This window comes from Ensifer meliloti (assembly GCF_030064585.1).
GTDB lineage: Bacteria > Pseudomonadota > Alphaproteobacteria > Rhizobiales > Rhizobiaceae > Sinorhizobium > Sinorhizobium meliloti.
This window is the reverse complement of sequence record NZ_CP120365.1, coordinates 111,253-132,590: the sequence shown is the minus strand read 5'-3', so window position 1 is coordinate 132,590 and position 21,338 is coordinate 111,253. Positions and strand designations below refer to the sequence as shown.

Here is a 21,338-nt window from a genome sequence, read left to right as displayed (position 1 = left end):
GATTTGATGAACCATATCCTCCTCGTCGGTGCCGGCGGCGCCCTCGGCTCCGTCCTGCGCTACCTCATCGGCCTCTGGATGCTGCAGCGCGCCGGTCCCGCCTTTCCCTGGGGGACGCTGTTCGTGAACGTCACTGGCTCCTTTCTGATCGGTTTTCTGGCGGAATTCATCATGCACAAGATGGGTGCCTCGCCGGAAATGCGCGTGTTCCTGGTCACCGGCGTGTTGGGGGGCTACACGACGTTCTCGGCCTTTTCGCTCGACGCGATCGCCCTTCTCGAACACGGGCAGACGATGAGTGGCCTCGCCTATATCGTGGCGAGCGTCGGTCTTTCGATACTTGCCGTGTTCGCCGGGCTGGCCCTGATGCGCGCAATGGTCTAAAGCCAGCCTTTAAGGAAAAGAAGGCGGATTTCTGCAAGATGGCGGGCATAGAACACAGGCAGGTTGACAGCGACGAAGCGGGAATGCGTCTCGACCGCTGGTTCAAGGTGCATTTCCCCGGACTGGGCTTCGGTCCGCTGCAGAAGCTGCTGCGTTCCGGACAGATCCGCGTGGATGGGGCGCGGGCAAAATCCGACACGCGCATACAACCCGGTCAGACGATCCGCATTCCACCGCTGGGCGTCGATCCGAAGGAAGCGAAATCCGGGCCGATCGGAGGCCGTGACCTGCGCCAATCGCCGGACGGCGAGCTTCTGTCGCGCATGGTGCTGCATGAGGATGCCAAGGTCATCGTGCTCAACAAACCGGCCGGCCTTGCCGTTCAGGGCGGCTCGGGCGTCAACCGGCATATAGACAAGATGCTCGAGGCCTGGACCAGCCAGAAGGGCGAAAAGCCGCGCCTCGTCCATCGTCTCGACCGTGATACGTCCGGTGTACTTGTCGTCGCCCGCACGCGCGGGGCTGCGCAACAGCTGACCGCGGCGTTTCGCGAGCGCGACACCAAGAAGACGTACTGGGCTCTGGTCAGGGGCGTGCCGCGCAAGCGGGAAGACAAGATTTCCACCTGGCTCGTAAAGGAGCCCACGCCCGATGGCGACCGTGTTCGGATTGCCAAGCACGGCGAGGATGGCGCCGACCACGCCATCTCCTATTACCGGATCGTCGAGCAAGCCGGCCAGAACCTCGCCTGGCTGGAAATGGAACCCTATACCGGCCGCACGCACCAGCTGCGCGTCCACGCCGCCCATATCGGCCATCCGATCATCGGCGATCCGAAATACTTCGAAGCCGACGTCAACTGGACCTTCCCCGGCGGCATGCAGAACCGGCTGCATCTTCACGCGCGGCACATAGACATTCCGCATCCAAACGGCGGGCGGCTGAAGATCACCGCTCCCCTGCCCCAGCACATGGTGCAGAGCTGGAACCTGCTCGGCTTCGACGAGAACGCCGCCGGCGAGGAAGAGTGATGAAGCTCGTCCTTTTCGATTGCGACGGGACGCTCGTCGACAGCGCGGGACTGATCCATGAGGTAATGGCCCGCACCTTCGAGGCGTTCGATCTGGATCGCCCGACATCGGACGCGACCAAGGCGATCATCGGCCTCACCCTCGATATCGCGATTGCCCGGCTCATGGGGCAGGAACACGTCGACGACCGGGCGACCGCAATGACGGCGCATTACAAATCTATATTCGCTTCGGTACGAGGCGAGCCCGGCTGCAGCGAAGCGCTGTTTCCGGGCATTGCGGAGATGATGCAGACTCTGGCCGGACGCGACGAACTGCTGATCGGTGCCGTCACCGGCAAATCGAGGCGAGGTCTGACGCATATCGCGGCGACGCATGGATTCGACAAGATTTTCTTCGTCTCCCGCACTGCGGACGACTGCCCCTCGAAGCCGCATCCCGCCATGGTGATGGAGTGCTGCGCGGAAGCCGGAGTCGATCCCCGCGACACGATCGTGATCGGCGACGCGATCTATGACATGCAGATGGCGAAGGCCGCCGGCGCCGATGCCCTGGGCGTCGCCTGGGGTTACGCCAGTGTGCCGGAGCTGATGGTGTCCGGCGCGGATCACATCGCCCGCGTGCCGGCAGACATAATCGAATGGATGGACCGCAACCATGCCTGATATTCGCGACGACCTGAGTGGTGCGCTGAGCCACGACGATCCCGTGCGCCGAGCCCAGATCCAGATGCAGAAACCGCTGCCGAAACGCTTCTACAAGCAGGCGAGCGCCGCACCGGCGGATGACGGCGGATACGCCGTGCTTCTCGACGGAAGGTCGGTGCGCACACCGGCCAAACGGGCGTTCACCGTTCCTACCGAAAAGCTCGCAGGGCTGCTGGCAGCCGAGTGGGACGCCCAGACCGAAGTCATCGATCCATCGGCGATGCCGCTCACGCGGATCGTCAACACCGCGATCGACGGAGTTGCGCTCGACGATCGTGCGGTCTTCGACGACATTCTCCGTTTTGTCGGCAGCGATCTCCTCTGCTATCGGGCCGATAGCCCGAAGGAACTCGTCGCTCGGCAGAACGAACACTGGAATCCGATAATCGACTGGGCCGCCCGGACGCTCGGCGCCCGGTTCATTCTCGTCGAAGGCGTCATCCATCAGGAACAGCCGGCGGAGGCGGTCTCGGCCTTTGCCGAAGGCCTGCGCGGCTTTGCGACCCCCCTCGGCCTCGCCTGCCTGCACACCGTCACCAGCCTGACCGGATCCGCGCTGCTCGCCCTTGCCCTCGCCATGGGCAGGCTCTCCGCCGAACAGGCATGGGCTGCCGCTCATGTCGACGAGGATTGGCAGATCGAACAGTGGGGAACAGACGAAGAGGCATTCAGACGCCGCGAAAACCGCTGGCGGGAAATGCTGGCTGCCGCGGTCGTGCTCGACGCGCTGAAGTGACGATGAGGGTGGCTCGCCCCTCATCCGCCTGCCGGCACCTTCTCCCCGCCAGCGGGGCGAAGGGGACTCGTTGCGCCAACGGCTTGTCCCTTCTCCCCGTCTAAAACGGGGAGAAGGTGCCGGCAGGCGGATGAGGGGCAAAATTTCAGCAGTCGAACCCGTCAGCCGACGAGCTTCAGACCGGCGATGCCCGCGACGATGAGGCCGATGCAGCCGAGGCGCATCGCAGTTGCGGGCTCTGCGAACAGAATGATGCCGAGAATGACCGTACCGACGGTACCGATCCCGGTCCACACGGCATAGGCCGTGCCGAGCGGCAGCGAACGCACCGCTATTCCGAGCAGAACGACGCTCAGGATCATCGACCCGACCGTCAGCACAGTCGGCGTGAGCCGCGTAAATCCATCCGTATATTTGAGACCGATCGCCCAGCCGATTTCGAGAATTCCGGCGAGCAACAGCGTGAACCAGGCCATTTCCAACTCCTTCATATGGAGCGAGGCCGTCCCCGCGGAAGTTCGGATCCATTCGATCCGTGCAGCCGTCTGCGATGTGTGATCCTTCTATGCCACGGGCTCATCCGGACAGCAAGGCATCCTGTGGTACGGCAGGCCTGCTGGAGTGACAGAGCTGGATCGAGCCCTCATGAATTCCGGTCGCGCCGAAGCTTGTTCCACCACTCCAGCCGCTTGCGGATCTCGCGTTCGAAGCCGCGCTCCGGAGGGTCGTAGAAGGTCTTTCTGCCCATCTTCTCGGGGAAATAATCCTGGCCGGAAAATGCGTCGGGCTCATCATGATCGTAGCGATAGCCGTCGCCGTAGCCTTCCCCCTTCATGAGCTTCGTCGGAGCGTTGAGAATGTGCTTCGGCGGCAGCAGAGAACCGTTCTCCTTGGCCGCGCGCATCGCCGCCTTGTAGGCGGTATAGACCGCGTTGGACTTCGGCGCAGTTGCAAGATAGACGCAGGCCTCGGCAAGAGCCAGTTCCCCTTCGGGGGACCCGAGATAATCATAGGCATCCTTGGCGGCATTGCAGATCGCCAGTGCCTGCGGATCGGCGAGGCCGATATCCTCGACCGCCATCCGCACGAGCCGTCTGCCTATATAGAGCGGATCCTCCCCGGCATCGAACATGCGGCAGAGATAATAGAGCGCCGCGTCCGGATCGGACCCCCGAACGGACTTATGAAGCGCCGAGATCAGGTTGTAATGACCGTCCTGGCCCTTGTCGTATACCGGCGCGCGGCGCTGGACGATTTCCTGCAGCCCGGCGGAATCGAATATCTCGTCCCGGCGCGCCGCCCGCCATACCTCTTCCGCGAGCGTCAGCACCGCGCGGCCGTCCCCGTCCGCCATGCGGATCAGGCTGGCGCGAGCCTCGTCATCCAGCGGCAGCGGTTTGCCCTCGGCCGCCTCCGCCCGCTTCAGGAGTTCCTCGAGGCTGGCTTCGTCATGCGGCTTGAACGTCAAGACGCGGGCCCGCGACAAAAGCGCGGCGTTAAGCTCGAAAGACGGGTTCTCGGTGGTGGCGCCGACCAGGATGACCGTGCCATCCTCCATGACTGGCAGGAAGCTGTCCTGCTGCGCCCGGTTGAACCGGTGGATCTCGTCGACGAAAAGCAGCGTCTGGCGCCCTGACATGCGCCGGGCGCGGGCTGATTCGAACACCTTCTTGAGGTCCGCAACGCCGGAGAAGATTGCCGAAATCTGCTCGAATGCGAGACCTGCCTCGCCTGAAAGCAGGCGGGCAACCGTTGTCTTGCCGGTTCCCGGTGGGCCCCAGAAGATCATCGATCCGAGGGATCCGGAAGCGATCATCCGTGTGAGCACGCCGTCCGGGCCGGTCAGATGCTCCTGGCCCGTCACCTCCGCCAGCGTGCGCGGGCGCAGGCGATCCGCAAGCGGCCTTGCCGAGGCCATTTCCGGAGGCTCATGGGGGGCGAAGAGGTCGCTCATCGGAAGAACTGACGGATGATCTGACCGTTGCGCTCGATCTCGACACGCCAGAAGGAGGCATCCTCGGCGACGACGCTTTCCAGCGTCTTCGAACTGTCGATTGCCGTCCCGTTGACCGAACGAACGATGTCCTTCGGTTCCAGGCCGATACGCGCAGCCGGCGAGCCGCGATTGATCTCCGTGATGACCACGCCCTGCAGCGACGTGGGCATGCGCAACTCGTCCGCAAGCCGGGGCGAGAGATTTGCCACGACAGCGCCGGCGAAGGGATTGCGCCCCTCGATCAGCCGTTCGTCTCGTGGCTGCGTTTCCGGCGCCCGCTCAAGCTTGAGGGTGATTTCGCGTGCACCGCCGTTTTCCGAAATCGTCACACGCGCCTCGTGACCGATCCCCACGGTGGTCAGACGATAGCCGAGCGCATCGGGGTGTTCGACCGGAATGCCGTTGACGGCGGTGACCACCTGTCCGGGGCGCATGCCGGCGCTCTCGGCCGGACCGCCTGCGACGACCGCCGTCACCAGCGCCCCGCGCGCCCGCTCAAGCCCAAGCGCCTCGGCCACGTCGGAGGTCACCGGCTCGAAGGTCGCGCCGACGAAGGGACGGATGAACGAGCCGTTGCCTCCTTCAGCGGAGGCAACGAAAACCTTGACCAGGTTGGCGGGGATCGCAAAGCCCACACCGTTGGAACCGCCGCCTCTCGAAAAAATCGCAGTATTGATGCCGATCAACTCGCCCTTCATGTTGATCAGGCCGCCGCCGGAATTGCCGGGGTTGATAGCTGCATCCGTCTGGATGAAAAAGCCGAAATCGCCGTTGGAGATCTGGTTGCGGGCGAGCGCCGACACGATGCCGCTCGTCACCGTCTGCCCGACGCCGAAAGGATTGCCCATCGCCAGCACCAGGTCGCCGACCTCCACCGCGTCGGAATCACCGATCGGGACGATGTCGAACGGACCGTCCGACTGGATTTTCAGGACCGCCAGATCGAGGCGATCATCCTTCAGGATGATCTTGCAGGGAAACTCACGCCCGTCGGCCAGCGCCACCTTGATATCGTCCGCCCCCTCGATGACATGGTTGTTGGTCACGACCAGGCCATTGCGGCCGACGATGACGCCCGACCCCAGAGACGACTGCTTCTCGGTGCGATTCGGCATCCGCTGCCCGAAGAATTCCTCGAAGAAAGGGTCCCCGGCAAAGATCGAGCGGCGCTCCACCACGCGCTCGGCATAGACGTTCACGACTGCATTCGCAGTCTGTTTGACGAGTGGCGCGAAAGAGAGCTGCATCTCCGACCGCGACTGCGGCACGGTCCGGGCATCCTGGGCCATCGCAGGTGTCGAAATGGCAACAGCAAGCGCGAGAGCCGCGAGAGCTCGATGGCCGAAGATCATGAAGCATTCTCCCTTTCGTTGCTGCTACGTTCAGATAGGATTTCGCACGGAAAAAGGCAAACCTGCCGCCCGACAATTCAGCGTAACGGAGCCGCAAGGACGGATCGTTTCATCAGGGAATTCATGGGAGTACACACTGCGCTCCGATGCTCGGCCTACTGCATGTCTCCTTAAATCGACCTCGATTTAAGGACGAAGACATGCAGCACTTCAAAGTGCTACAGCGACCTTTGCGCGTCTGATAAGACGCGCGGCGCTGTAGGCCTCCCAAGGACGCAGGCAACGTTCACGAGTCATGCACGAAAACGTGGTCTCGCCAGCCTTTTCCGGTGAACGAAACTCTGCTCATTTGCGTATTAGAAAAGGCCGAATGACACCGAGGAGACCCCATGCCCAGCTATCGCGCGCCGAAGATTGCCGCTGCCGAAATCACACCGGAGCGCTTCTTCCTGGATCGGCGGACTTTCATCGCCGCCGCGGCCGGAAGCCTGGCCCTCAGCGTACCCAAGCCGAGCCGCGCGGCCGCACTCGAGGCGTCCAAGAGCACGTACAGGGCCGATGACCCCGCAACGCCGGAAAAGGACGCCACCACCTACAACAACTTCTATGAATTCGGGACGGGCAAAGGCGATCCGGCTGCCAACTCGGCAAACTTCAAGCCGGCGCCCTGGACGGTGAAGGTCGACGGATTGGTCGGCAAGCCGCGGGAATTCGGCCTGGAGGAACTCCTGGCCTTCCCTCTCGAAGAGAGAATTTACCGGATGCGCTGCGTCGAAGCGTGGTCAATGGTCATTCCCTGGATCGGCTTTCCATTGGCCGCGCTCCTCGACAGGGTCGAGCCGCTCGGAAGCGCGAAATATGTCGCCTTCGAGACCGTGGTCCGGCCCGAGGAAATGCCGGGCCAGTCCGGTTATTTCCAGCCCCTGGGATGGCCCTACCGGGAAGGCTTGAGGCTCGACGAAGCGCGCCACCCGCTGACGATCCTCTCCGTCGGGCTCTATGGCAAGACGCTGCCGAACCAGAACGGCGCACCGATCCGCCTGGTGGTACCGTGGAAATACGGCTTCAAGGGAATCAAGTCGATCGTGCGCATCTCGCTCACCGAAACGCCGCCGCCGTGCACCTGGAATCTCGCCGGGCCGAGTGAATACGGCTTCTATGCCAATGTGAATCCGGCCGTCGATCACCCCCGCTGGAGCCAGGCGACCGAAAACCGTATCGGCGAAGGCGGCTTCTTCGGCGCCAACCGCCGCGATACGCTCCCTTTCAACGGCTACGCAGAGGACGTCGCGAGCCTCTACGCCGGCATGGACCTCAGCGTGAATTTCTGAGGATGCGGAGCCTTCCTGCCCTGCCGAAGCGATTGCACGGCCCTTCGATCTGGGCGCTCTATATACTCGGCTTCCTACCGGCAGTCTGGGGGTTCTATCTGGGAGCCACCGGTCGGCTGCCGGGAAATGCGGTCAAGGAATTCGAGCACCTGCTCGGCATCTGGGCCCTGCGCTTTCTGATTGCCACGCTGGCGATCACGCCGATTCGCGACCTGTTCGGCGTCAACTGGCTCAGATACCGCCGCGCCCTTGGCCTCCTCGCCTTTTATTATGTGATGATGCATTTCCTCACATATATGGTGCTGGACCAGACGCTCCTTCTCCCGGCGATTGTCGCCGACATCGCCCGTCGTCCCTTCATCACCATCGGCATGGCGGCCCTCGTGCTGCTCATCCCGCTGGCGGTTACATCGAACAACTGGTCGATAAGGCGCCTCGGGCAACGATGGAACAAGCTTCACAGGCTCGTCTACGTGATCGCCGCGGCCGGAGCGCTGCATTTCGCCATGTCGGTCAAGGTCGTCGGCCCCGAGCAAATGCTGTATCTCTTCCTTGTGGCGGTCCTCGTCGCCTGGCGCGCCGTCAGAAAGCGGTTTCTGCGGTGGCGGCGACAGGGCACCGCACCCATGCGGTCGCAAGCCAGAGCGGGATGAAGGCGCCAGTGGGGAAGCGCCGCATTGGCCAAGGTCTCGCAACACCTCTCCCAACCCTCATTCCTGTGCTCGTCACAGGTATCCAGCCCAGGCACGTCCTTGGGCTGAAAGGCTCTCCCGCGCCGCAGACGCGGCGCTGCTGGATCCCTGTGACGAGCACAGGGATGAGGGTAGAGGGTGCGGTCCCCCGGGGATACTTAGGCCGTGCGGATATTTAGGAGATGGCGCGCATATCCTTCGAGCGAAGGTTGCCGTAACGCGCGTGCTTGCCTCCCTCATTCCTGTGCCTGTCACAGGAATCCAGCCAGCCCAAGTCTTTGGGCTGAAAGGACTTCAGCGCCGCAGACGCAGCGCTCTTCCCTGCGACAAGCACAAGGGATGAAGACCTACTTCTACTTTCAATAGAACGAAAAAAAGCGGCCGGGTGAAATTATCACCCAGCCGCTTTCATTCTTTGGTCAGCTCTGACGAAATCAGGCCGCTTCGGCTGCTTCAGCTTCGGCAGAAACGCGGGCGCGGTCCTTCGAACCCTTGGCGTCGACGTCGCGGTCGACGAATTCGATGACAGCGAGCGGGGCATTGTCGCCCTGGCGGAATCCTGCCTTCATGATGCGCAGGTAGCCGCCATTGCGGGTGGCGTAGCGCGAGGCAATCGCGTCGAACAGCTTCGAGACGACGGCAACGTCGCGGATCTGCGAGATCGCCTGGCGGCGGGCATGCAGATCGCCGCGCTTGCCGAGCGTGACGAGCTTTTCCACGATCGGGCGGATTTCCTTGGCCTTCGGCAGGGTCGTGACGATCTGCTCGTGCTCGATCAGCGAAGCTGCCATGTTGGCAAACATCGCCTTGCGGTGGCTGGCGGTTCTATTCAGCTTGCGGCCGGCTTTACCGTGGCGCATGGCTATTCTCCTTTACTTGCAGGCATCCGCCCGCAGTCTAATAGGTTAGTACTGGTCTTCGTAACGCTTGGCGAGGTCTTCGATGTTCTCCGGCGGCCAGGACGGCACTTCCATGCCGAGGTGCAGGCCCATGGAAGCGAGAACTTCCTTGATCTCGTTGAGCGACTTGCGACCAAAATTCGGCGTACGGAGCATTTCTGCTTCGGTCTTCTGAATGAGGTCGCCGATATAGACGATGTTGTCGTTCTTCAGGCAGTTGGCCGAACGGACGGAAAGCTCCAGTTCGTCGACTTTCTTGAGAAGCGCGGGGTTGAAGGCGAGTTCGGTGACCGCCTCTTCCTCGGTTTCCTTCTGCGGCTCGTCGAAGTTGACGAAGACCGACAGCTGGTCCTGAAGGATGCGGGCCGCGAAAGCGATCGCATCTTCACCGGTGACGGAGCCATCGGTTTCGATGGACATCGTCAGCTTGTCGTAGTCGAGAACCTGGCCTTCACGGGTGTTTTCCACCTTGTAGGAGACCTTCTTGACCGGAGAGTACAGGCTGTCGACCGGAATGAGGCCGATCGGCGCATCTTCCGAGCGGTTGCGGTCAGCCGGTACGTAGCCCTTGCCGTTGTTGACGGTGAACTCCATGCGGATTTCCGCGCCCTCGTCGAGGGTGCAGATCACGTGGTTCGGGTTGAGGATCTCGATGTCGCCAACCGTCTGAATGTCACCGGCGGTCACGACGCCCGGCCCCTGCTTGCGCACGACCATGCGCTTTGCGTCGTCGCCATCCATCTTGATGGCGATTTCCTTGATGTTGAGCACGATGTCGGTCACGTCTTCCCGGACGCCCGGGATAGAAGAGAACTCATGCAATACGCCGTCGATCTGAACCGCGGTTACGGCAGCACCGCGCAGCGACGACAATAGGACGCGGCGAAGCGCGTTGCCGAGCGTCAGGCCAAAGCCGCGCTCAAGCGGCTCCGCGACCAACGTTGCCTTGGTGCGGCCGGAGGAGGCGAACTCCACCTTGTTCGGCTTGATCAATTCCTGCCAATTTTTCTGGATCATGTTTTCTGCCTTCCGTTCGTTGCCACCATCCAATCGTGACAACCGAGCCCCGAAGACCGGGAGGACACCGGAAAGTCCTCACCGGAATGTTGAATACAGATGATCAGACGCGGCGCTTCTTGCGCGGACGGCAGCCATTGTGCGGGATCGGGGTCACGTCACGGATCGACGTGATCATGAAACCTGCAGCCTGGAGCGCGCGAAGAGCGGATTCACGGCCGGAACCCGGACCGCAAACTTCTACTTCCAGCGACTTCATGCCGTGTTCCTGGGCCTTCTTGGCGCAATCTTCAGCGGCGATCTGCGCGGCGAACGGGGTCGACTTGCGCGAACCCTTGAAACCCTTCGCACCGGCGGACGACCAGGCAATAGCATTGCCCTGCGCGTCGGTAATGGTGATCATCGTGTTGTTGAACGACGAATTGACGTGTGCAACGCCCGACGTAATGTTCTTGCGCTCGCGACGGCGAACGCGGGTGGCTTCCTTGGCCATAGGATCCCTTTCTTAGATCTCTGCACCGCCGTAATTCCAGCGGCTCCACCGGGAAAAGGATTTGTCGTCCCCTGCCCTGCATCTTACGATTCGCGACAGCCGGCGCACCGGCCTCGCGAGCATTCCGAGGAACAGGTAACGGTCCTCGCGTTGGTCGGACACTTGCCCTTCCCAAACTGCAAAAGGAGGCCGGCGCGTGCGCCAGCCTCCCGTTTTCCCTTTTCGGGAAATTACTTCTTCTTGCCGGCGATCGCCTTTGCCGGACCCTTGCGGGTGCGGGCATTGGTGTGCGTGCGCTGACCGCGCACCGGCAGGCCGCGACGATGGCGAAGACCGCGATAGCAGCCGAGATCCATCAGACGCTTGATGTTCATCGAGGTCTCGCGACGCAGGTCACCCTCGACCTGATAGTCGCGGTCGATCGTTTCACGGATCTGAAGGACCTCAGCGTCCGTCAACTGGTGAACGCGACGTTCGGCCGGAATACCGACCTTCTCGATGATTTCCTGTGCGAATTTCGTGCCGATCCCGTGAATATACGTCAGCGCGATGACGACGCGCTTTGCGGTCGGGATGTTGACGCCAGCGATACGTGCCACGTCTATTCTCCTTGCGTTCCAGTTGCCTACAGGCAATAGGTGCTTCGTTACGCGACCTTAAGAGCCGCACTTTGATTGAGGTTCGAGACACGTCAAAAACGACCGTACCCGGACTTCATTTCGTTGAAGACCGCGCCGATCGCTTCTCTTGTCGCGAGTTGACGCAGTCTTTGGAGGAATCGGCCGGAAAAGTCAACTCCCCGGCGCTCCCATTTTGGCAAAGGCAGCGCCTATGCCAGAATCTTCTCGATCTCGGCGGTAACCGTATGCACATCCGCCATGCCGTCCACCGTCTTCAACCGACCGGTTCGGGCGTAGTGTTCCGAAAGCGGAGCGGTCTTTTCCCGATATTCCTGCAGACGACGCCGGAATGCTTCCGGATTGTCGTCGGAGCGTACGGTGCCGCCGGCCGCGACGGTTTCGGTTACGCGATTCTCCATGCGCCGCACAAGGGCTGCCTCATCGACCTTCAGCTCGATGACCGCATCGAGTTTCAGGCCTTTTTCCTCAAGCATCCGGTCGAGCGCTACGGCCTGCGGAACCGTGCGCGGATAGCCGTCGAGAATGAAGCCCCTTGCGCAATCCGCAGAATCGATGCGGTCGGAGACGATCTCGTTGACGATTTCGTCGGAGACGAGCTGGCCGGCATCCATCACGGCTTTCGCGCGCTTGCCGACTTCGGTCGCCTGAGCTACCGCCGTCCGAAGCATATCCCCCGTGGAAAGCTGCGGAATGCCGTATCTCTCCGTCAGAAGCTTGGCCTGAGTACCCTTGCCAGCGCCCGGCGGTCCCAAAAAAATTAGCCTCATCGTCCCCTCTTTCCTCCGCGCAGCTTCGACTTCTTGATCAGTCCCTCATATTGCTGGGCAATGAGGTGACCCTGGATCTGTGCTACCGTATCGAGGGTCACGCTGACAACAATCAAAAGCGACGTACCACCAAGGTAGAACGGCACGCCTGTCTGCGAGATGAGTATCTCGGGCAGGATGCAGACGAAGACCAGGTAGATCGCGCCGATGACGGTGATGCGCGTCAACACGTAATCGATGTATTCGGCCGTGCGTTCACCGGGGCGGATGCCTGGAACGAACCCGCCATGCTTCTTCAGATTGTCGGCCGTATCCTTCGGGTTGAAGACGATGGCCGTATAGAAGAAGGCGAAAAAGGCGATCATCGCACCGTAAAGGATCATATAGAGCGGCTGACCGTGAGCGAGCGCACCGACGATCGCGGTTGCCCAGCCGGGCATGGTCGCGGTGTTGGCAAAGCCGGCAAGCGTGGCGGGCAGCAGGAGAAGCGACGACGCGAAGATCGCCGGGATCACACCCGAGGTGTTGAGCTTCAGCGGCAGGTGCGACGTGTCGCCCTGGAACATGCGGTTGCCGACCTGGCGCTTCGGATACTGTATCAGCAGGCGGCGCTGCGCGCGCTCGACGAAGACGATCAACGCGATCACGCCGACGACCATGACGATGATCGCAAGGATGAGAGGCGTCGACAGAGCACCGGTACGGCCGAGCTCAAGGGTCCCGGCAAGCGCCGAGGGCAGAGCGGCGACGATGCCGGCGAAGATGATCAGCGAAATACCGTTGCCGATGCCGCGGGACGTGATCTGCTCACCGAGCCACATCAGGAACATCGTGCCGCCGAGCAGCGAAATAACGGTGGAAATCCGGAAGAACCAGCCCGGATCGTTGACGAGGCCGCTGCCGCTTTCCAGACCGACAGCGATACCGTAGGCCTGCATCGCACCCAGCAGCACCGTGCCGTAGCGGGTGTACTGGTTGATGACCTTGCGGCCCTGCTCGCCTTCTTTCTTCAGCTGCTCGAGCGCCGGAACGACCGACGTCATGAGCTGCACGATGATCGATGCGGAAATGTAAGGCATGATGCCGAGGGCGAAGATCGCCATGCGCTCGACCGCGCCGCCCGAGAACATGTTGAAGAGGCCGAGGATGCCCCCCGACTGTCCCTGGAATGCCTGCGCGAATGCGTCCGGGTTAAGGCCCGGCAACGGAATGTAGGTGCCAAGTCGATAGACCAGAAGCGCACCGAGAGTGAACCAGAGGCGTTTCTTCAGATCTTCCGCCTTGGCGAAAGTCGAAAAATTCAGGTTCGAGGCGAGCTGTTCCGCTGCAGAAGCCATGCAATTCTCCGCGTACCAAGTCTCGGAAACACGGGAAAACCCGGTCGTTCCGGATGGAATCAGTTTTCGTCGTTGAAAACCAGGCGCGAGGCGATTGTCGCTGCAATCGGATGCCTCACCGTGGTTTCCGTTATGTCCCGTCGCGGCAGGCGATTCGCTGCGCTTGGACGTGAGGCTCACATATGGGAGCAAAACCGCCCGGCGTGAAGCACCCCGGGCGGTTCATCAGTCATATTTATTCAGCGGCTGCGGAGAGCAGCTTGATGGAACCGCCAGCCTTCTCGATCTTCTCGATCGCGGGCTTGGAGGCGCCGGCAACTTCGAGCGAAACCTTCGCCTTCAGTTCGCCGTCGGCGAGAACGCGCACACCATCCTTGACGCGGCGGATAACGCCGGCCGCCTTGAGAGCAGCGGCATCGACGGTCTTGGATGCGTCCAGCTTCTTGGCATCGACTGCGGCCTGAATCCGGCCGAGCGACACGACAACGAACTCCGAAGCGAAGATGTTGTTGAAGCCGCGCTTCGGCAGGCGACGGTAGATGGGCATCTGACCGCCTTCGAAGCCGTTGATCGCGACGCCCGAACGCGCCTTCTGACCCTTTACACCGCGACCGGCCGTCTTGCCGGAACCGGAGCCGATACCGCGGCCCAGGCGCTTGCGGTTCTTGGTCGCGCCTTCGTTGTCCTTGATTTCATTCAGTTTCATATCTCGATCCCCCTCACTTCTCGTCGACGACGCGAACGAGGTGCTGGACGGCCCGGATCATGCCGCGAACGGCCGGAGTGTCTTCCAGCGTGCGTACCCGGTGCATCTTGTTGAGGCCCAGGCCGACGAGCGTCTGACGCTGCACGGCCGGACGGCGAATGGGGCTACCGATCTGCTCGACGGTAACCGTCTTCTTGGCAACTTCCTTCTTAGCCATCTGTCAGCTCCCTTATTCTTCGGAAGCAACGCCGGCGGAAACGCGACGGGACTGGAGCGTGGCGTACTTCATGCCGCGCTGTGCCGCGATATCCTTCGGGTGCATCTGGTTCTTGAGCGCGTCGAAGGTTGCGCGAACCATGTTGTAGGGGTTCGACGAACCGGTCGACTTGGCTACGACGTCGTGAACGCCGAGCGTCTCGAAGACGGCGCGCATCGGGCCACCGGCGATGATACCGGTACCGGGCTTGGCCGAGCGCAGCAGCACCTTGCCGGCGCCATGACGGCCGTGCACGTCGTGGTGCAGAGTGCGGCCACCGCGCAGCGGTACGAAGATCAGGTCACGCTTGGCGGCTTCCGTTGCCTTGCGGATGGCTTCCGGCACTTCGCGTGCCTTGCCATGGCCGAAGCCGACGCGGCCCTTCTGGTCGCCCACGACGACGAGAGCGGCGAAACCGAAACGACGACCGCCCTTCACCACCTTGGCGACGCGGTTGATAGCGACGAGCTTATCGACAAACTCGCTGTCGCGCTCTTCGCGGTTCTGGCGATCTTCGCGAGAACCTCTTCTTTCTTGTGCCATTGTCCTCTTCCTTTTTCTTTTCCGGGTGCAATCGGCAGATTGACGAAAGCCGCCTCGCTTCCTTGGAAATCGAAGCGGCCGGGGATTTGCGAAGCCGGGTTACGCCCGGGCATTGCTGCCCGGGCGACGAACCTTAGAAGTTCAGGCCGCCTTCGCGAGCTGCCTCGGCCAGCGCCTTGATGCGGCCGTGGTAGATGAAGGCGCCACGGTCAAAGACAACGTCCTTGATGCCCGCCTTGGAAGCACGTTCTGCCAGGAGCTTGCCGACAGCCGTAGCGGCTTCGGTATCCGCTCCGGTCTTCAGCGAAGACCGCAGATCCGTGTCGAGGGTCGATGCCGAGGCAATCGTCTTGCCGGCAACATCGTCAATGATCTGCGCATAGATGTTCTTCGACGAGCGATGAACCGACAGGCGCGGGCGGCCATTGGCAACCGCCTTGATTTGACGGCGCACGCGGCTGGCGCGACGCACAAGAGTATCTTTCCTGCTAGCCATTTCGCGTGATCCTTACTTCTTCTTGCCTTCTTTGCGGACGATCCGCTCTTCGGCATACTTGACGCCCTTGCCCTTGTAGGGCTCGGGGCCGCGGTATTCGCGGATTTCCGCGGCAACCTGGCCGACCTGCTGCTTGTTGATTCCGGAAACGACGATTTCCGTCGGCTTCGGCACAGCGATCGTGATGCCTTCCGGCGTCTGGTAGACGACGTCGTGGCTGAAACCGAGCGCGAGCTGCAGGTTCTTGCCCTGCATGGATGCGCGGTAACCGACGCCGTTGATTTCGAGCTTGCGCTCGTAACCGTCCTTCACGCCCTTGAGGATGTTCTCGATCATCGTGCGGGACATGCCCCACTTTGCGCGAGCATCCTTGCTCTCGTTGAGCGGCTGAACGACAACCGTGTTGTTTTCGAGCTTCACCGAAACTTCGTCATTTGCGACGAAGAACAGTTCGCCCTTCGGGCCCTTTGCCGTTACCTTCTGGCCATCCACGTTAGCCGTGACGCCTGCCGGAACTTGAACGGGCTTCTTACCGATACGAGACATTTTTATACCTGTCTGTTCGCTATGGAGATCCTGCTCGATCTTAGAAGATCGAGCAAAGAACCTCACCACCAACATTCTGTTCGCGTGCCTGGTGATCGGCCATCACGCCCTTCGGAGTCGAAAGGATGGTGATGCCGAGGCCGTTCGCGACCTGCGGAATGGACTTGACCGAGACATAGACCCGGCGGCCCGGCTTGGAGACGCGCGCGATCTCACGGATCACGGAGGCGCCTTCGTAGTACTTCAATTCGATGTTCAGCTCGGCCTTGCCGTTGCCGAATTCGACTTCTGAGTATCCGCGGATGTAGCCTTCAGCCTGAAGGACATCCAGCACGCGTGCGCGAAGCTTGGAAGCCGGCGTCGAAACGCTCGACTTGCGGCGAGCAGCGCCGTTGCGGATACGGGTGAGCATATCGCCCAAAGGATCAGTCATTGCCATGTACCCGTCTCCTTACCAGCTCGACTTGACCACGCCCGGCACCTTGCCGAGATTGCCCAGTTCGCGAAGTGCAATACGCGACATGCGCAGCTTGCGATAATAGGCACGCGGACGACCGGTGACTTCGCAACGATTGCGGATGCGGGTCTTGGACCCATCGCGGGGCAGTTCAGCCAGCTTGAGGGTGGCCTTGAACCGCTCTTCGATCGGCAAAGACTGGTTCATGATGATTGCCTTCAGGACCGCGCGCTTGGCGGCGTGATTGGCAACCAGTTTGCGGCGGCGCTTGTTCTTTTCAACTGCGCTCGTTTTCGCCATAACAGTTATCCTTCTTTACGCTTGCCGTTACGGATTACTGACGGAACGGGAAGTTGAACTCTTTGAGAAGAGCGCGTGCTTCGTCGTCGTTAGTTGCCGTCGTGCAAACGATGATGTCCATGCCCCACATCTGATCAACCTTGTCGTAGTTGATCTCAGGGAACACAATGTGCTCCTTGATGCCCATGGCAAAGTTGCCACGACCATCGAAGGACTTCGGATTGAGGCCGCGGAAGTCTCGAACACGCGGAAGAGCGATGTTGATGAGACGATCCAGGAACTCATACATCCGAACGCCGCGCAGGGTAACCTTGGCACCAATCGGCATGCCTTCGCGAAGCTTGAAGCCCGCGATGGAGTTGCGAGCGCGGGTGATGACCGGCTTCTGGCCGGCAATCGCAGCGAGGTCGGCAGCAGCAACCGTCGGCTTCTTGGAATCGCCGGTCGCTTCGCCAACACCCATGTTGATGACGATCTTGTCGAGGCGCGGGATCTGCATTTCGTTGGCGTAGGAGAACTGCTCCTGCATCGCCTTGCGGATGCGCTCTACATATTCCTTCTTGAGCCGCGACTCATAAGCGGACTTAGCCATCGATCACATCTCCCGAACGCTTGGCCACGCGGACCTTCTTGTCACCATCGATCTTGAAACCGACACGGGTCGGCTTGCCGTCCTTCGGATCGGCGATCGCGATGTTCGAAAGGTGGATCGAGGCTTCCTTTGTGATAATGCCGGCTTCCTGGTTCTGAGTCTGGCGCTGGTGACGCTTCACCACGTTGACGCCGCGCACGAGAGCCCGGTCTTCCTTCGGCATGACCTGAATGACTTCACCGGTACGGCCCTTGTCCTTACCGGTCAGAACGACGACCTTGTCGCCTTTGCGAATCTTTTGCATCTCTGATCGCTCCCTTAGAGTACTTCCGGAGCCAGCGAGATGATCTTCATGTGGTTCTTGGCGCGGAGTTCGCGCGGAACCGGTCCGAAGATACGGGTGCCGATCGGCTCTTTCTTGTTGTCGATGAGAACGGCTGCGTTGGTGTCGAAACGGATGACGCTGCCATCCGCACGGCGGATGTCTTTCGCGGTGCGAACGACAACAGCCTTCATGACATCACCCTTCTTCACGCGGCCGCGCGGAATGGCTTCCTTGATCGAAACGACGATGATGTCGCCGATCGACGCGTACTTGCGCTTGGAGCCGCCCAGCACCTTGATGCACATGACACGACGTGCGCCGGAATTATCCGCCACGTCGAGGTTTGTTTGCATCTGAATCATGTCAGGTCGCCTTCTTGTTGTTACCAGGCCGGTTGGGTCGAAACCCCCTCGCCCGGCTTATTGTGCTCATCTCAAAGCAAAAGAACGCTCGAACTCGAGCGTTCCTCGGCTTTAATTGCGTGCTTCATACAGATATTTGCCCGAGACGCAAGGGTCCGGCGGACAAAACCTGCAGAAATCAAGACTGGGCGGAAACGACCGTCCAGCGCTTGTCCTTGGAAATCGGCGCGCATTCCTCGATGGAAACGAGGTCGCCGACCTTGAACTGATTGTTCTCGTCGTGAGCCTTGTACTTCTTGGAACGACGAACGGTCTTCTGAAGGATCGGGTGCGCAAAGCGGCGCTCGACCCGGACGACGACGGTCTTGTCGTTCTTGTCGCTGACGACGGTGCCCTGCAGAATGCGTTTCGGCATATTGTTCTGGTCCTTAGGCCTTGGCTTCTGCCGCCTTCTGGCGGGCAATGGTTTTGATGCGTGCGATGTCCTTGCGGACCTCGTTGATACGCGAAGACTTCTCGAGCTGGCCAGTCGCCTTCTGGAAGCGCAGGTTGAACTGCTCCTTCTTCAGCTTGGCAAGCTCTTCCTTGAGTTGGTCGGCGCTCAGAGCGCGAACATCTGCGGCTTTCATGAGCTTCACTCCTTACTCTGCGATACGCTGCACGAAGCGCGTCTTGACAGAGAGCTTGGCAGCGCCGAGGCGAAGTGCCTCGCGGGCGAGCTCCTCGTTGACACCGTCGATCTCGAACATCATGCGGCCGGGCTTGACCTTGCATGCCCAGTATTCGACCGAACCCTTGCCCTTACCCATGCGGACTTCGGTCGGCTTTGCCGTGACCGGAACGTCGGGGAATACCCGGATCCAGACGCGGCCGGCGCGCTTCATATGACGGGTGATCGCACGGCGGGCCGCTTCGATCTCGCGAGCATTGACGCGGTTGGGCTCCTGGGCCTTCAGACCGAATTCGCCGAAGGCGAGGTCAGAGCCGCCCTTCGCGACGCCCTTGATGCGCCCCTTGAACTGCTTGCGATACTTCGTACGCTTTGGCTGCAACATTTTTTTACTTCTCCGATATTGGCTGCCACGCGCGAATGTTACGCGTTCTCGCGGCGACGCTCTCTGCCGCTACCGCCCTGGTTGTCACTCTCGGTCGCGCGACGCTCGGAAGCCATCGGATCGTGCTCAAGGATTTCGCCCTTGAAGATCCAGACCTTGACACCGCAGATTCCGAAAGCGGTTTCGGCTTCGGCCGTACCGTAGTCGATGTCGGCGCGCAGCGTATGCAGCGGAACGCGGCCTTCACGATACCATTCGGTACGGGCGATTTCCGCACCGCCGAGACGGCCGGCGCAAGTGATCTTGATGCCTTCGGCGCCGAGCCGCATCGCCGACTGAACGGCACGCTTCATCGCACGACGAAACGCTACGCGGCGCTCGAGCTGCTGAGCGATCGACTGCGCAACGAGCGTTGCGTCGACTTCCGGCTTCCGCACTTCGACGATGTTGAGGTGCGTTTCCGAATTGGTCATCTCGGAAAGCTTCTTGCGAAGCTTTTCGATGTCGGCGCCCTTCTTGCCGATGATCAGGCCCGGGCGAGCCGAGTGGATCGTCACGCGGCACTTCTTGTGCGGACGCTCGATCACGACCTTGGCGATACCGGCCGACTTCAGCTCTTCCATCAGATAGGCGCGGATCTTCAGGTCTTCGTGAAGAAGCTGGCCGTATTCCGCGTTATCCGCGAACCAACGGCTATCCCAGGTCCGGTTGATGCCGAGACGGAAACCGATCGGATTAATCTTCTGGCCCATTATGCGGCCTCCCCTTTGGCTTCCACTTCACGAACAACGATCGTCAAGTGCGCGAACGGCTTTTCGACGCGCGATGCACGGCCGCGACCACGGGCGTGGAAGCGCTTCATCACGATCGACTTGCCAACAAAAGCTTCTGCGACGATGAGCGAATCAACGTCGAGATCATGGTTGTTCTCTGCGTTGGCGATCGCAGATTCAAGCGTCTTCTTGACCGTGCCTGCGATGCGCTTGCGCGAGAACTCGAGTTCGGCCAGAGCCCGGTCGACCTTCTTGCCGCGGATCAGCGCGGCAACGAGGTTGAGCTTCTGGGGGCTGACGCGGATCGTGCGCGCAACTGCCTGCGCCTCATTATCCTTCAGCCGGCGTTCGGCTTTTGCCTTGCCCATCGTTACTTCCTCTTCGCTTTCTTGTCCGCGCCATGACCATAATAGGTCCGGGTCGGAGCGAATTCACCGAACTTGTGACCGACCATTTCTTCGGACACCGAGACGGGAACATGCTTGTTGCCGTTGTAGACGCCGAAGGTCAGACCGACGAACTGCGGAAGGATCGTGGAGCGACGGCTCCACATCTTGATCACTTCGTTGCGGCCGCCTTCGCGGACCTTCTCAGCCTTCTTGAGAAGATAACCGTCAACAAACGGACCTTTCCATACTGAACGAGCCACTTGAGACTTCCTCTCTTACTTCTTGCGCTGGTGACGCGAGCGCATAATGAACTTGTCGGTCGACTTGTTGGAGCGCGTGCGCTTGCCCTTTGTGGGCTTGCCCCATGGCGTGACCGGATGGCGACCACCGGAGGTGCGGCCTTCACCGCCGCCGTGCGGATGGTCAACCGGGTTCATGACGACGCCGCGTACGTGCGGACGCTTTCCGCGCCAACGCGAACGGCCGGCCTTACCATCATTGATGTTGCCGTGATCGGGGTTCGATACAGCACCGATCGATGCGAGGCAAGAGCCGTGCACCAGACGCTGCTCGCCCGAGTTCAGGCGCAGGATCGCCATGCCCTGGTCACGGCCGACGAGCTGAGCGTAAGTTCCGGCGGAGCGGGCGATCTGACCGCCCTTGCCCGGCTTCATCTCCACATTGTGGATGATGGAGCCGACCGGAATGAACTGCAGCGGCATCGCATTGCCGGGCTTGACGTCGACGGCCTTTTCCGAGGCAATCACCTTGTCGCCGACAGCCAGGCGCTGCGGCGCCAGGATATAGGCCTGCTCGCCGTCCGCGTAGTTGACGAGCGCGATGAACGCCGTGCGGTTCGGGTCATATTCCAGACGCTCGACCGTGCCTTCGACGTCGAACTTGCGACGCTTGAAGTCGACCAGACGGTAGGTCCGCTTGTGACCACCGCCCTGGAAACGAACGGTGATGCGACCCAGGTTGTTGCGACCGCCCTTGGAGGACAGGCCTTCGGTCAGCGTCTTGACCGGCTTGCCCTTGTAGAGGCCAGCCCGGCTGACGATGACCAGTTGACGCTGGCTCGGCGTCGTCGGATTGAAACTTTTCAATGCCATTTTCTTGTTCCCTTTTGGGTTTTTACCCTAATGGGCCTATCCG

Annotated in this window: 32 protein-coding genes; 6 read left to right on the top strand and 26 right to left on the bottom strand. The window is 61.1% G+C overall.

The features are described 5' to 3' along the window. The first annotated feature begins 6 nt into the window (after nucleotides 1-6). The 4 genes from crcB to PZL22_RS07710 are packed head-to-tail and all read left to right on the top strand — an operon-like array spanning nucleotide 7 to nucleotide 2,858. A complete protein-coding gene (gene crcB / locus PZL22_RS07725; RefSeq protein ID WP_003537407.1) occupies nucleotides 7-384 on the top strand; it encodes a fluoride efflux transporter CrcB in 378 nt (125 codons plus the stop codon). A gap of 38 nt (nucleotides 385-422) precedes the next feature. Continuing rightward, nucleotides 423-1,415 (top strand): RluA family pseudouridine synthase, encoded by a 993-nt coding sequence (locus PZL22_RS07720; RefSeq protein ID WP_003537406.1) that lies wholly within the window; start codon nucleotides 423-425, stop codon nucleotides 1,413-1,415. Next, nucleotides 1,415-2,080, top strand: a complete 666-nt coding sequence (locus tag PZL22_RS07715; RefSeq protein WP_003537405.1) for an HAD-IA family hydrolase — start codon at nucleotides 1,415-1,417, stop codon at nucleotides 2,078-2,080. Before PZL22_RS07720 ends, PZL22_RS07715 begins: the two co-directional genes overlap by 1 nt. Then, the gene (locus tag PZL22_RS07710) at nucleotides 2,073-2,858 is read left to right on the top strand and encodes an ATP12 family chaperone protein (protein ID WP_003537403.1); all 786 of its coding nucleotides are present in this window, start codon (nucleotides 2,073-2,075) and stop codon (nucleotides 2,856-2,858) included. Before PZL22_RS07715 ends, PZL22_RS07710 begins: the two co-directional genes overlap by 8 nt. Nucleotides 2,859-3,019: 161 nt before the next feature. On the opposite strand, the gene sugE is transcribed toward PZL22_RS07710, so the two are convergent. From sugE to PZL22_RS07695, 3 genes are all read right to left on the bottom strand, one after another. Next, on the bottom strand, nucleotides 3,020-3,334 hold the full coding sequence (gene sugE, locus PZL22_RS07705) for a quaternary ammonium compound efflux SMR transporter SugE (RefSeq protein WP_003537402.1): 315 nt from the start codon (nucleotides 3,332-3,334) through the stop codon (nucleotides 3,020-3,022). Nucleotides 3,335-3,501: 167 nt separating this feature from the next. Continuing rightward, complete coding sequence (locus PZL22_RS07700; RefSeq protein ID WP_013844299.1) at nucleotides 3,502-4,812, bottom strand: replication-associated recombination protein A; 1,311 nt, start codon at nucleotides 4,810-4,812, stop codon at nucleotides 3,502-3,504. Further along, the gene (locus tag PZL22_RS07695) at nucleotides 4,809-6,206 is read right to left on the bottom strand and encodes a DegQ family serine endoprotease (RefSeq protein ID WP_003537883.1); all 1,398 of its coding nucleotides are present in this window, start codon (nucleotides 6,204-6,206) and stop codon (nucleotides 4,809-4,811) included. The genes PZL22_RS07700 and PZL22_RS07695 overlap by 4 nt, the downstream gene beginning before the upstream one ends. A gap of 389 nt (nucleotides 6,207-6,595) precedes the next feature. Here PZL22_RS07695 and msrP point away from each other — a divergent pair, with 389 nt between their 5' ends. Beyond that, nucleotides 6,596-7,537: a protein-methionine-sulfoxide reductase catalytic subunit MsrP gene (gene msrP / locus PZL22_RS07690; protein WP_003536488.1), complete on the top strand. Its 942-nt coding sequence runs from the start codon at nucleotides 6,596-6,598 to the stop codon at nucleotides 7,535-7,537. Nucleotides 7,538-7,539: 2 nt separating this feature from the next. Further along, on the top strand, nucleotides 7,540-8,190 hold the full coding sequence (gene msrQ / locus PZL22_RS07685) for a protein-methionine-sulfoxide reductase heme-binding subunit MsrQ (RefSeq protein ID WP_003536490.1): 651 nt from the start codon (nucleotides 7,540-7,542) through the stop codon (nucleotides 8,188-8,190). Between the two features lie 473 nt (nucleotides 8,191-8,663). On the opposite strand, the gene rplQ is transcribed toward msrQ, so the two are convergent. The 23 genes from rplQ to rplB all read right to left on the bottom strand — a co-directional run bounded on the left by rplQ (nucleotide 8,664) and on the right by rplB (nucleotide 21,295). Beyond that, complete coding sequence (rplQ, locus tag PZL22_RS07680; protein ID WP_003536492.1) at nucleotides 8,664-9,089, bottom strand: 50S ribosomal protein L17; 426 nt, start codon at nucleotides 9,087-9,089, stop codon at nucleotides 8,664-8,666. Between the two features lie 45 nt (nucleotides 9,090-9,134). After that, nucleotides 9,135-10,145, bottom strand: a complete 1,011-nt coding sequence (locus tag PZL22_RS07675; RefSeq protein WP_003536494.1) for a DNA-directed RNA polymerase subunit alpha — start codon at nucleotides 10,143-10,145, stop codon at nucleotides 9,135-9,137. 103 nt (nucleotides 10,146-10,248) lie between these two features. Continuing rightward, complete coding sequence (gene rpsK, locus PZL22_RS07670; protein ID WP_003536496.1) at nucleotides 10,249-10,638, bottom strand: 30S ribosomal protein S11; 390 nt, start codon at nucleotides 10,636-10,638, stop codon at nucleotides 10,249-10,251. 230 nt (nucleotides 10,639-10,868) lie between these two features. Beyond that, nucleotides 10,869-11,237, bottom strand: coding sequence for a 30S ribosomal protein S13 (gene rpsM, locus PZL22_RS07665; protein WP_003536498.1), 369 nt, complete (start codon nucleotides 11,235-11,237; stop codon nucleotides 10,869-10,871). A gap of 230 nt (nucleotides 11,238-11,467) precedes the next feature. Continuing rightward, nucleotides 11,468-12,046, bottom strand: coding sequence for an adenylate kinase (locus PZL22_RS07660; RefSeq protein ID WP_003536501.1), 579 nt, complete (start codon nucleotides 12,044-12,046; stop codon nucleotides 11,468-11,470). Then, complete coding sequence (secY, locus tag PZL22_RS07655; RefSeq protein ID WP_003536503.1) at nucleotides 12,043-13,383, bottom strand: preprotein translocase subunit SecY; 1,341 nt, start codon at nucleotides 13,381-13,383, stop codon at nucleotides 12,043-12,045. The genes PZL22_RS07660 and secY overlap by 4 nt, the downstream gene beginning before the upstream one ends. A 235-nt stretch (nucleotides 13,384-13,618) precedes the next feature. Further along, nucleotides 13,619-14,089 (bottom strand): 50S ribosomal protein L15, encoded by a 471-nt coding sequence (rplO, locus tag PZL22_RS07650; RefSeq protein ID WP_003536505.1) that lies wholly within the window; start codon nucleotides 14,087-14,089, stop codon nucleotides 13,619-13,621. A 13-nt stretch (nucleotides 14,090-14,102) separates the two neighbouring features. Further along, nucleotides 14,103-14,306, bottom strand: coding sequence for a 50S ribosomal protein L30 (rpmD, locus tag PZL22_RS07645; protein WP_003536508.1), 204 nt, complete (start codon nucleotides 14,304-14,306; stop codon nucleotides 14,103-14,105). A gap of 12 nt (nucleotides 14,307-14,318) precedes the next feature. Next, on the bottom strand, nucleotides 14,319-14,888 hold the full coding sequence (gene rpsE, locus PZL22_RS07640) for a 30S ribosomal protein S5 (RefSeq protein WP_003536510.1): 570 nt from the start codon (nucleotides 14,886-14,888) through the stop codon (nucleotides 14,319-14,321). Nucleotides 14,889-15,021: 133 nt separating this feature from the next. Continuing rightward, entirely contained in the window at nucleotides 15,022-15,384 is a 363-nt protein-coding gene (gene rplR, locus PZL22_RS07635) for a 50S ribosomal protein L18 (RefSeq protein WP_003536512.1), read from the bottom strand. A gap of 12 nt (nucleotides 15,385-15,396) precedes the next feature. Then, nucleotides 15,397-15,930 (bottom strand): 50S ribosomal protein L6, encoded by a 534-nt coding sequence (gene rplF, locus PZL22_RS07630; RefSeq protein ID WP_003536514.1) that lies wholly within the window; start codon nucleotides 15,928-15,930, stop codon nucleotides 15,397-15,399. Nucleotides 15,931-15,970: 40 nt separating this feature from the next. Continuing rightward, nucleotides 15,971-16,369 carry a 30S ribosomal protein S8 gene (gene rpsH / locus PZL22_RS07625; RefSeq protein WP_003536517.1) on the bottom strand — a complete coding sequence of 133 codons (399 nt, stop codon included), beginning with the start codon at nucleotides 16,367-16,369 and terminating at the stop codon, nucleotides 15,971-15,973. A gap of 12 nt (nucleotides 16,370-16,381) precedes the next feature. After that, nucleotides 16,382-16,687 carry a 30S ribosomal protein S14 gene (rpsN, locus tag PZL22_RS07620; RefSeq protein WP_003536519.1) on the bottom strand — a complete coding sequence of 102 codons (306 nt, stop codon included), beginning with the start codon at nucleotides 16,685-16,687 and terminating at the stop codon, nucleotides 16,382-16,384. A gap of 34 nt (nucleotides 16,688-16,721) precedes the next feature. Continuing rightward, the gene (rplE, locus tag PZL22_RS07615; RefSeq protein WP_003536522.1) at nucleotides 16,722-17,279 is read right to left on the bottom strand and encodes a 50S ribosomal protein L5; all 558 of its coding nucleotides are present in this window, start codon (nucleotides 17,277-17,279) and stop codon (nucleotides 16,722-16,724) included. Beyond that, a complete protein-coding gene (gene rplX, locus PZL22_RS07610) occupies nucleotides 17,272-17,583 on the bottom strand; it encodes a 50S ribosomal protein L24 (RefSeq protein WP_003536524.1) in 312 nt (103 codons plus the stop codon). Before rplX ends, rplE begins: the two co-directional genes overlap by 8 nt. 14 nt (nucleotides 17,584-17,597) lie before the next feature. Continuing rightward, on the bottom strand, nucleotides 17,598-17,966 hold the full coding sequence (rplN, locus tag PZL22_RS07605; protein ID WP_003536525.1) for a 50S ribosomal protein L14: 369 nt from the start codon (nucleotides 17,964-17,966) through the stop codon (nucleotides 17,598-17,600). A 178-nt stretch (nucleotides 17,967-18,144) separates the two neighbouring features. Continuing rightward, nucleotides 18,145-18,381: a 30S ribosomal protein S17 gene (rpsQ, locus tag PZL22_RS07600; protein ID WP_003536527.1), complete on the bottom strand. Its 237-nt coding sequence runs from the start codon at nucleotides 18,379-18,381 to the stop codon at nucleotides 18,145-18,147. A 13-nt stretch (nucleotides 18,382-18,394) separates the two neighbouring features. Beyond that, complete coding sequence (gene rpmC / locus PZL22_RS07595) at nucleotides 18,395-18,595, bottom strand: 50S ribosomal protein L29 (protein ID WP_003536529.1); 201 nt, start codon at nucleotides 18,593-18,595, stop codon at nucleotides 18,395-18,397. 12 nt (nucleotides 18,596-18,607) lie between these two features. Continuing rightward, nucleotides 18,608-19,021 (bottom strand): 50S ribosomal protein L16, encoded by a 414-nt coding sequence (gene rplP, locus PZL22_RS07590; protein ID WP_003536531.1) that lies wholly within the window; start codon nucleotides 19,019-19,021, stop codon nucleotides 18,608-18,610. Between the two features lie 38 nt (nucleotides 19,022-19,059). After that, nucleotides 19,060-19,773, bottom strand: a complete 714-nt coding sequence (gene rpsC / locus PZL22_RS07585) for a 30S ribosomal protein S3 (RefSeq protein ID WP_003536533.1) — start codon at nucleotides 19,771-19,773, stop codon at nucleotides 19,060-19,062. Next, the gene (gene rplV / locus PZL22_RS07580) at nucleotides 19,773-20,162 is read right to left on the bottom strand and encodes a 50S ribosomal protein L22 (RefSeq protein WP_003536535.1); all 390 of its coding nucleotides are present in this window, start codon (nucleotides 20,160-20,162) and stop codon (nucleotides 19,773-19,775) included. The genes rpsC and rplV overlap by 1 nt, the downstream gene beginning before the upstream one ends. 2 nt (nucleotides 20,163-20,164) lie before the next feature. Beyond that, entirely contained in the window at nucleotides 20,165-20,443 is a 279-nt protein-coding gene (gene rpsS, locus PZL22_RS07575; protein ID WP_002964358.1) for a 30S ribosomal protein S19, read from the bottom strand. 15 nt (nucleotides 20,444-20,458) lie between these two features. Then, complete coding sequence (gene rplB, locus PZL22_RS07570) at nucleotides 20,459-21,295, bottom strand: 50S ribosomal protein L2 (protein WP_003536619.1); 837 nt, start codon at nucleotides 21,293-21,295, stop codon at nucleotides 20,459-20,461. Nucleotides 21,296-21,338: the final 43 nt, after the last annotated feature.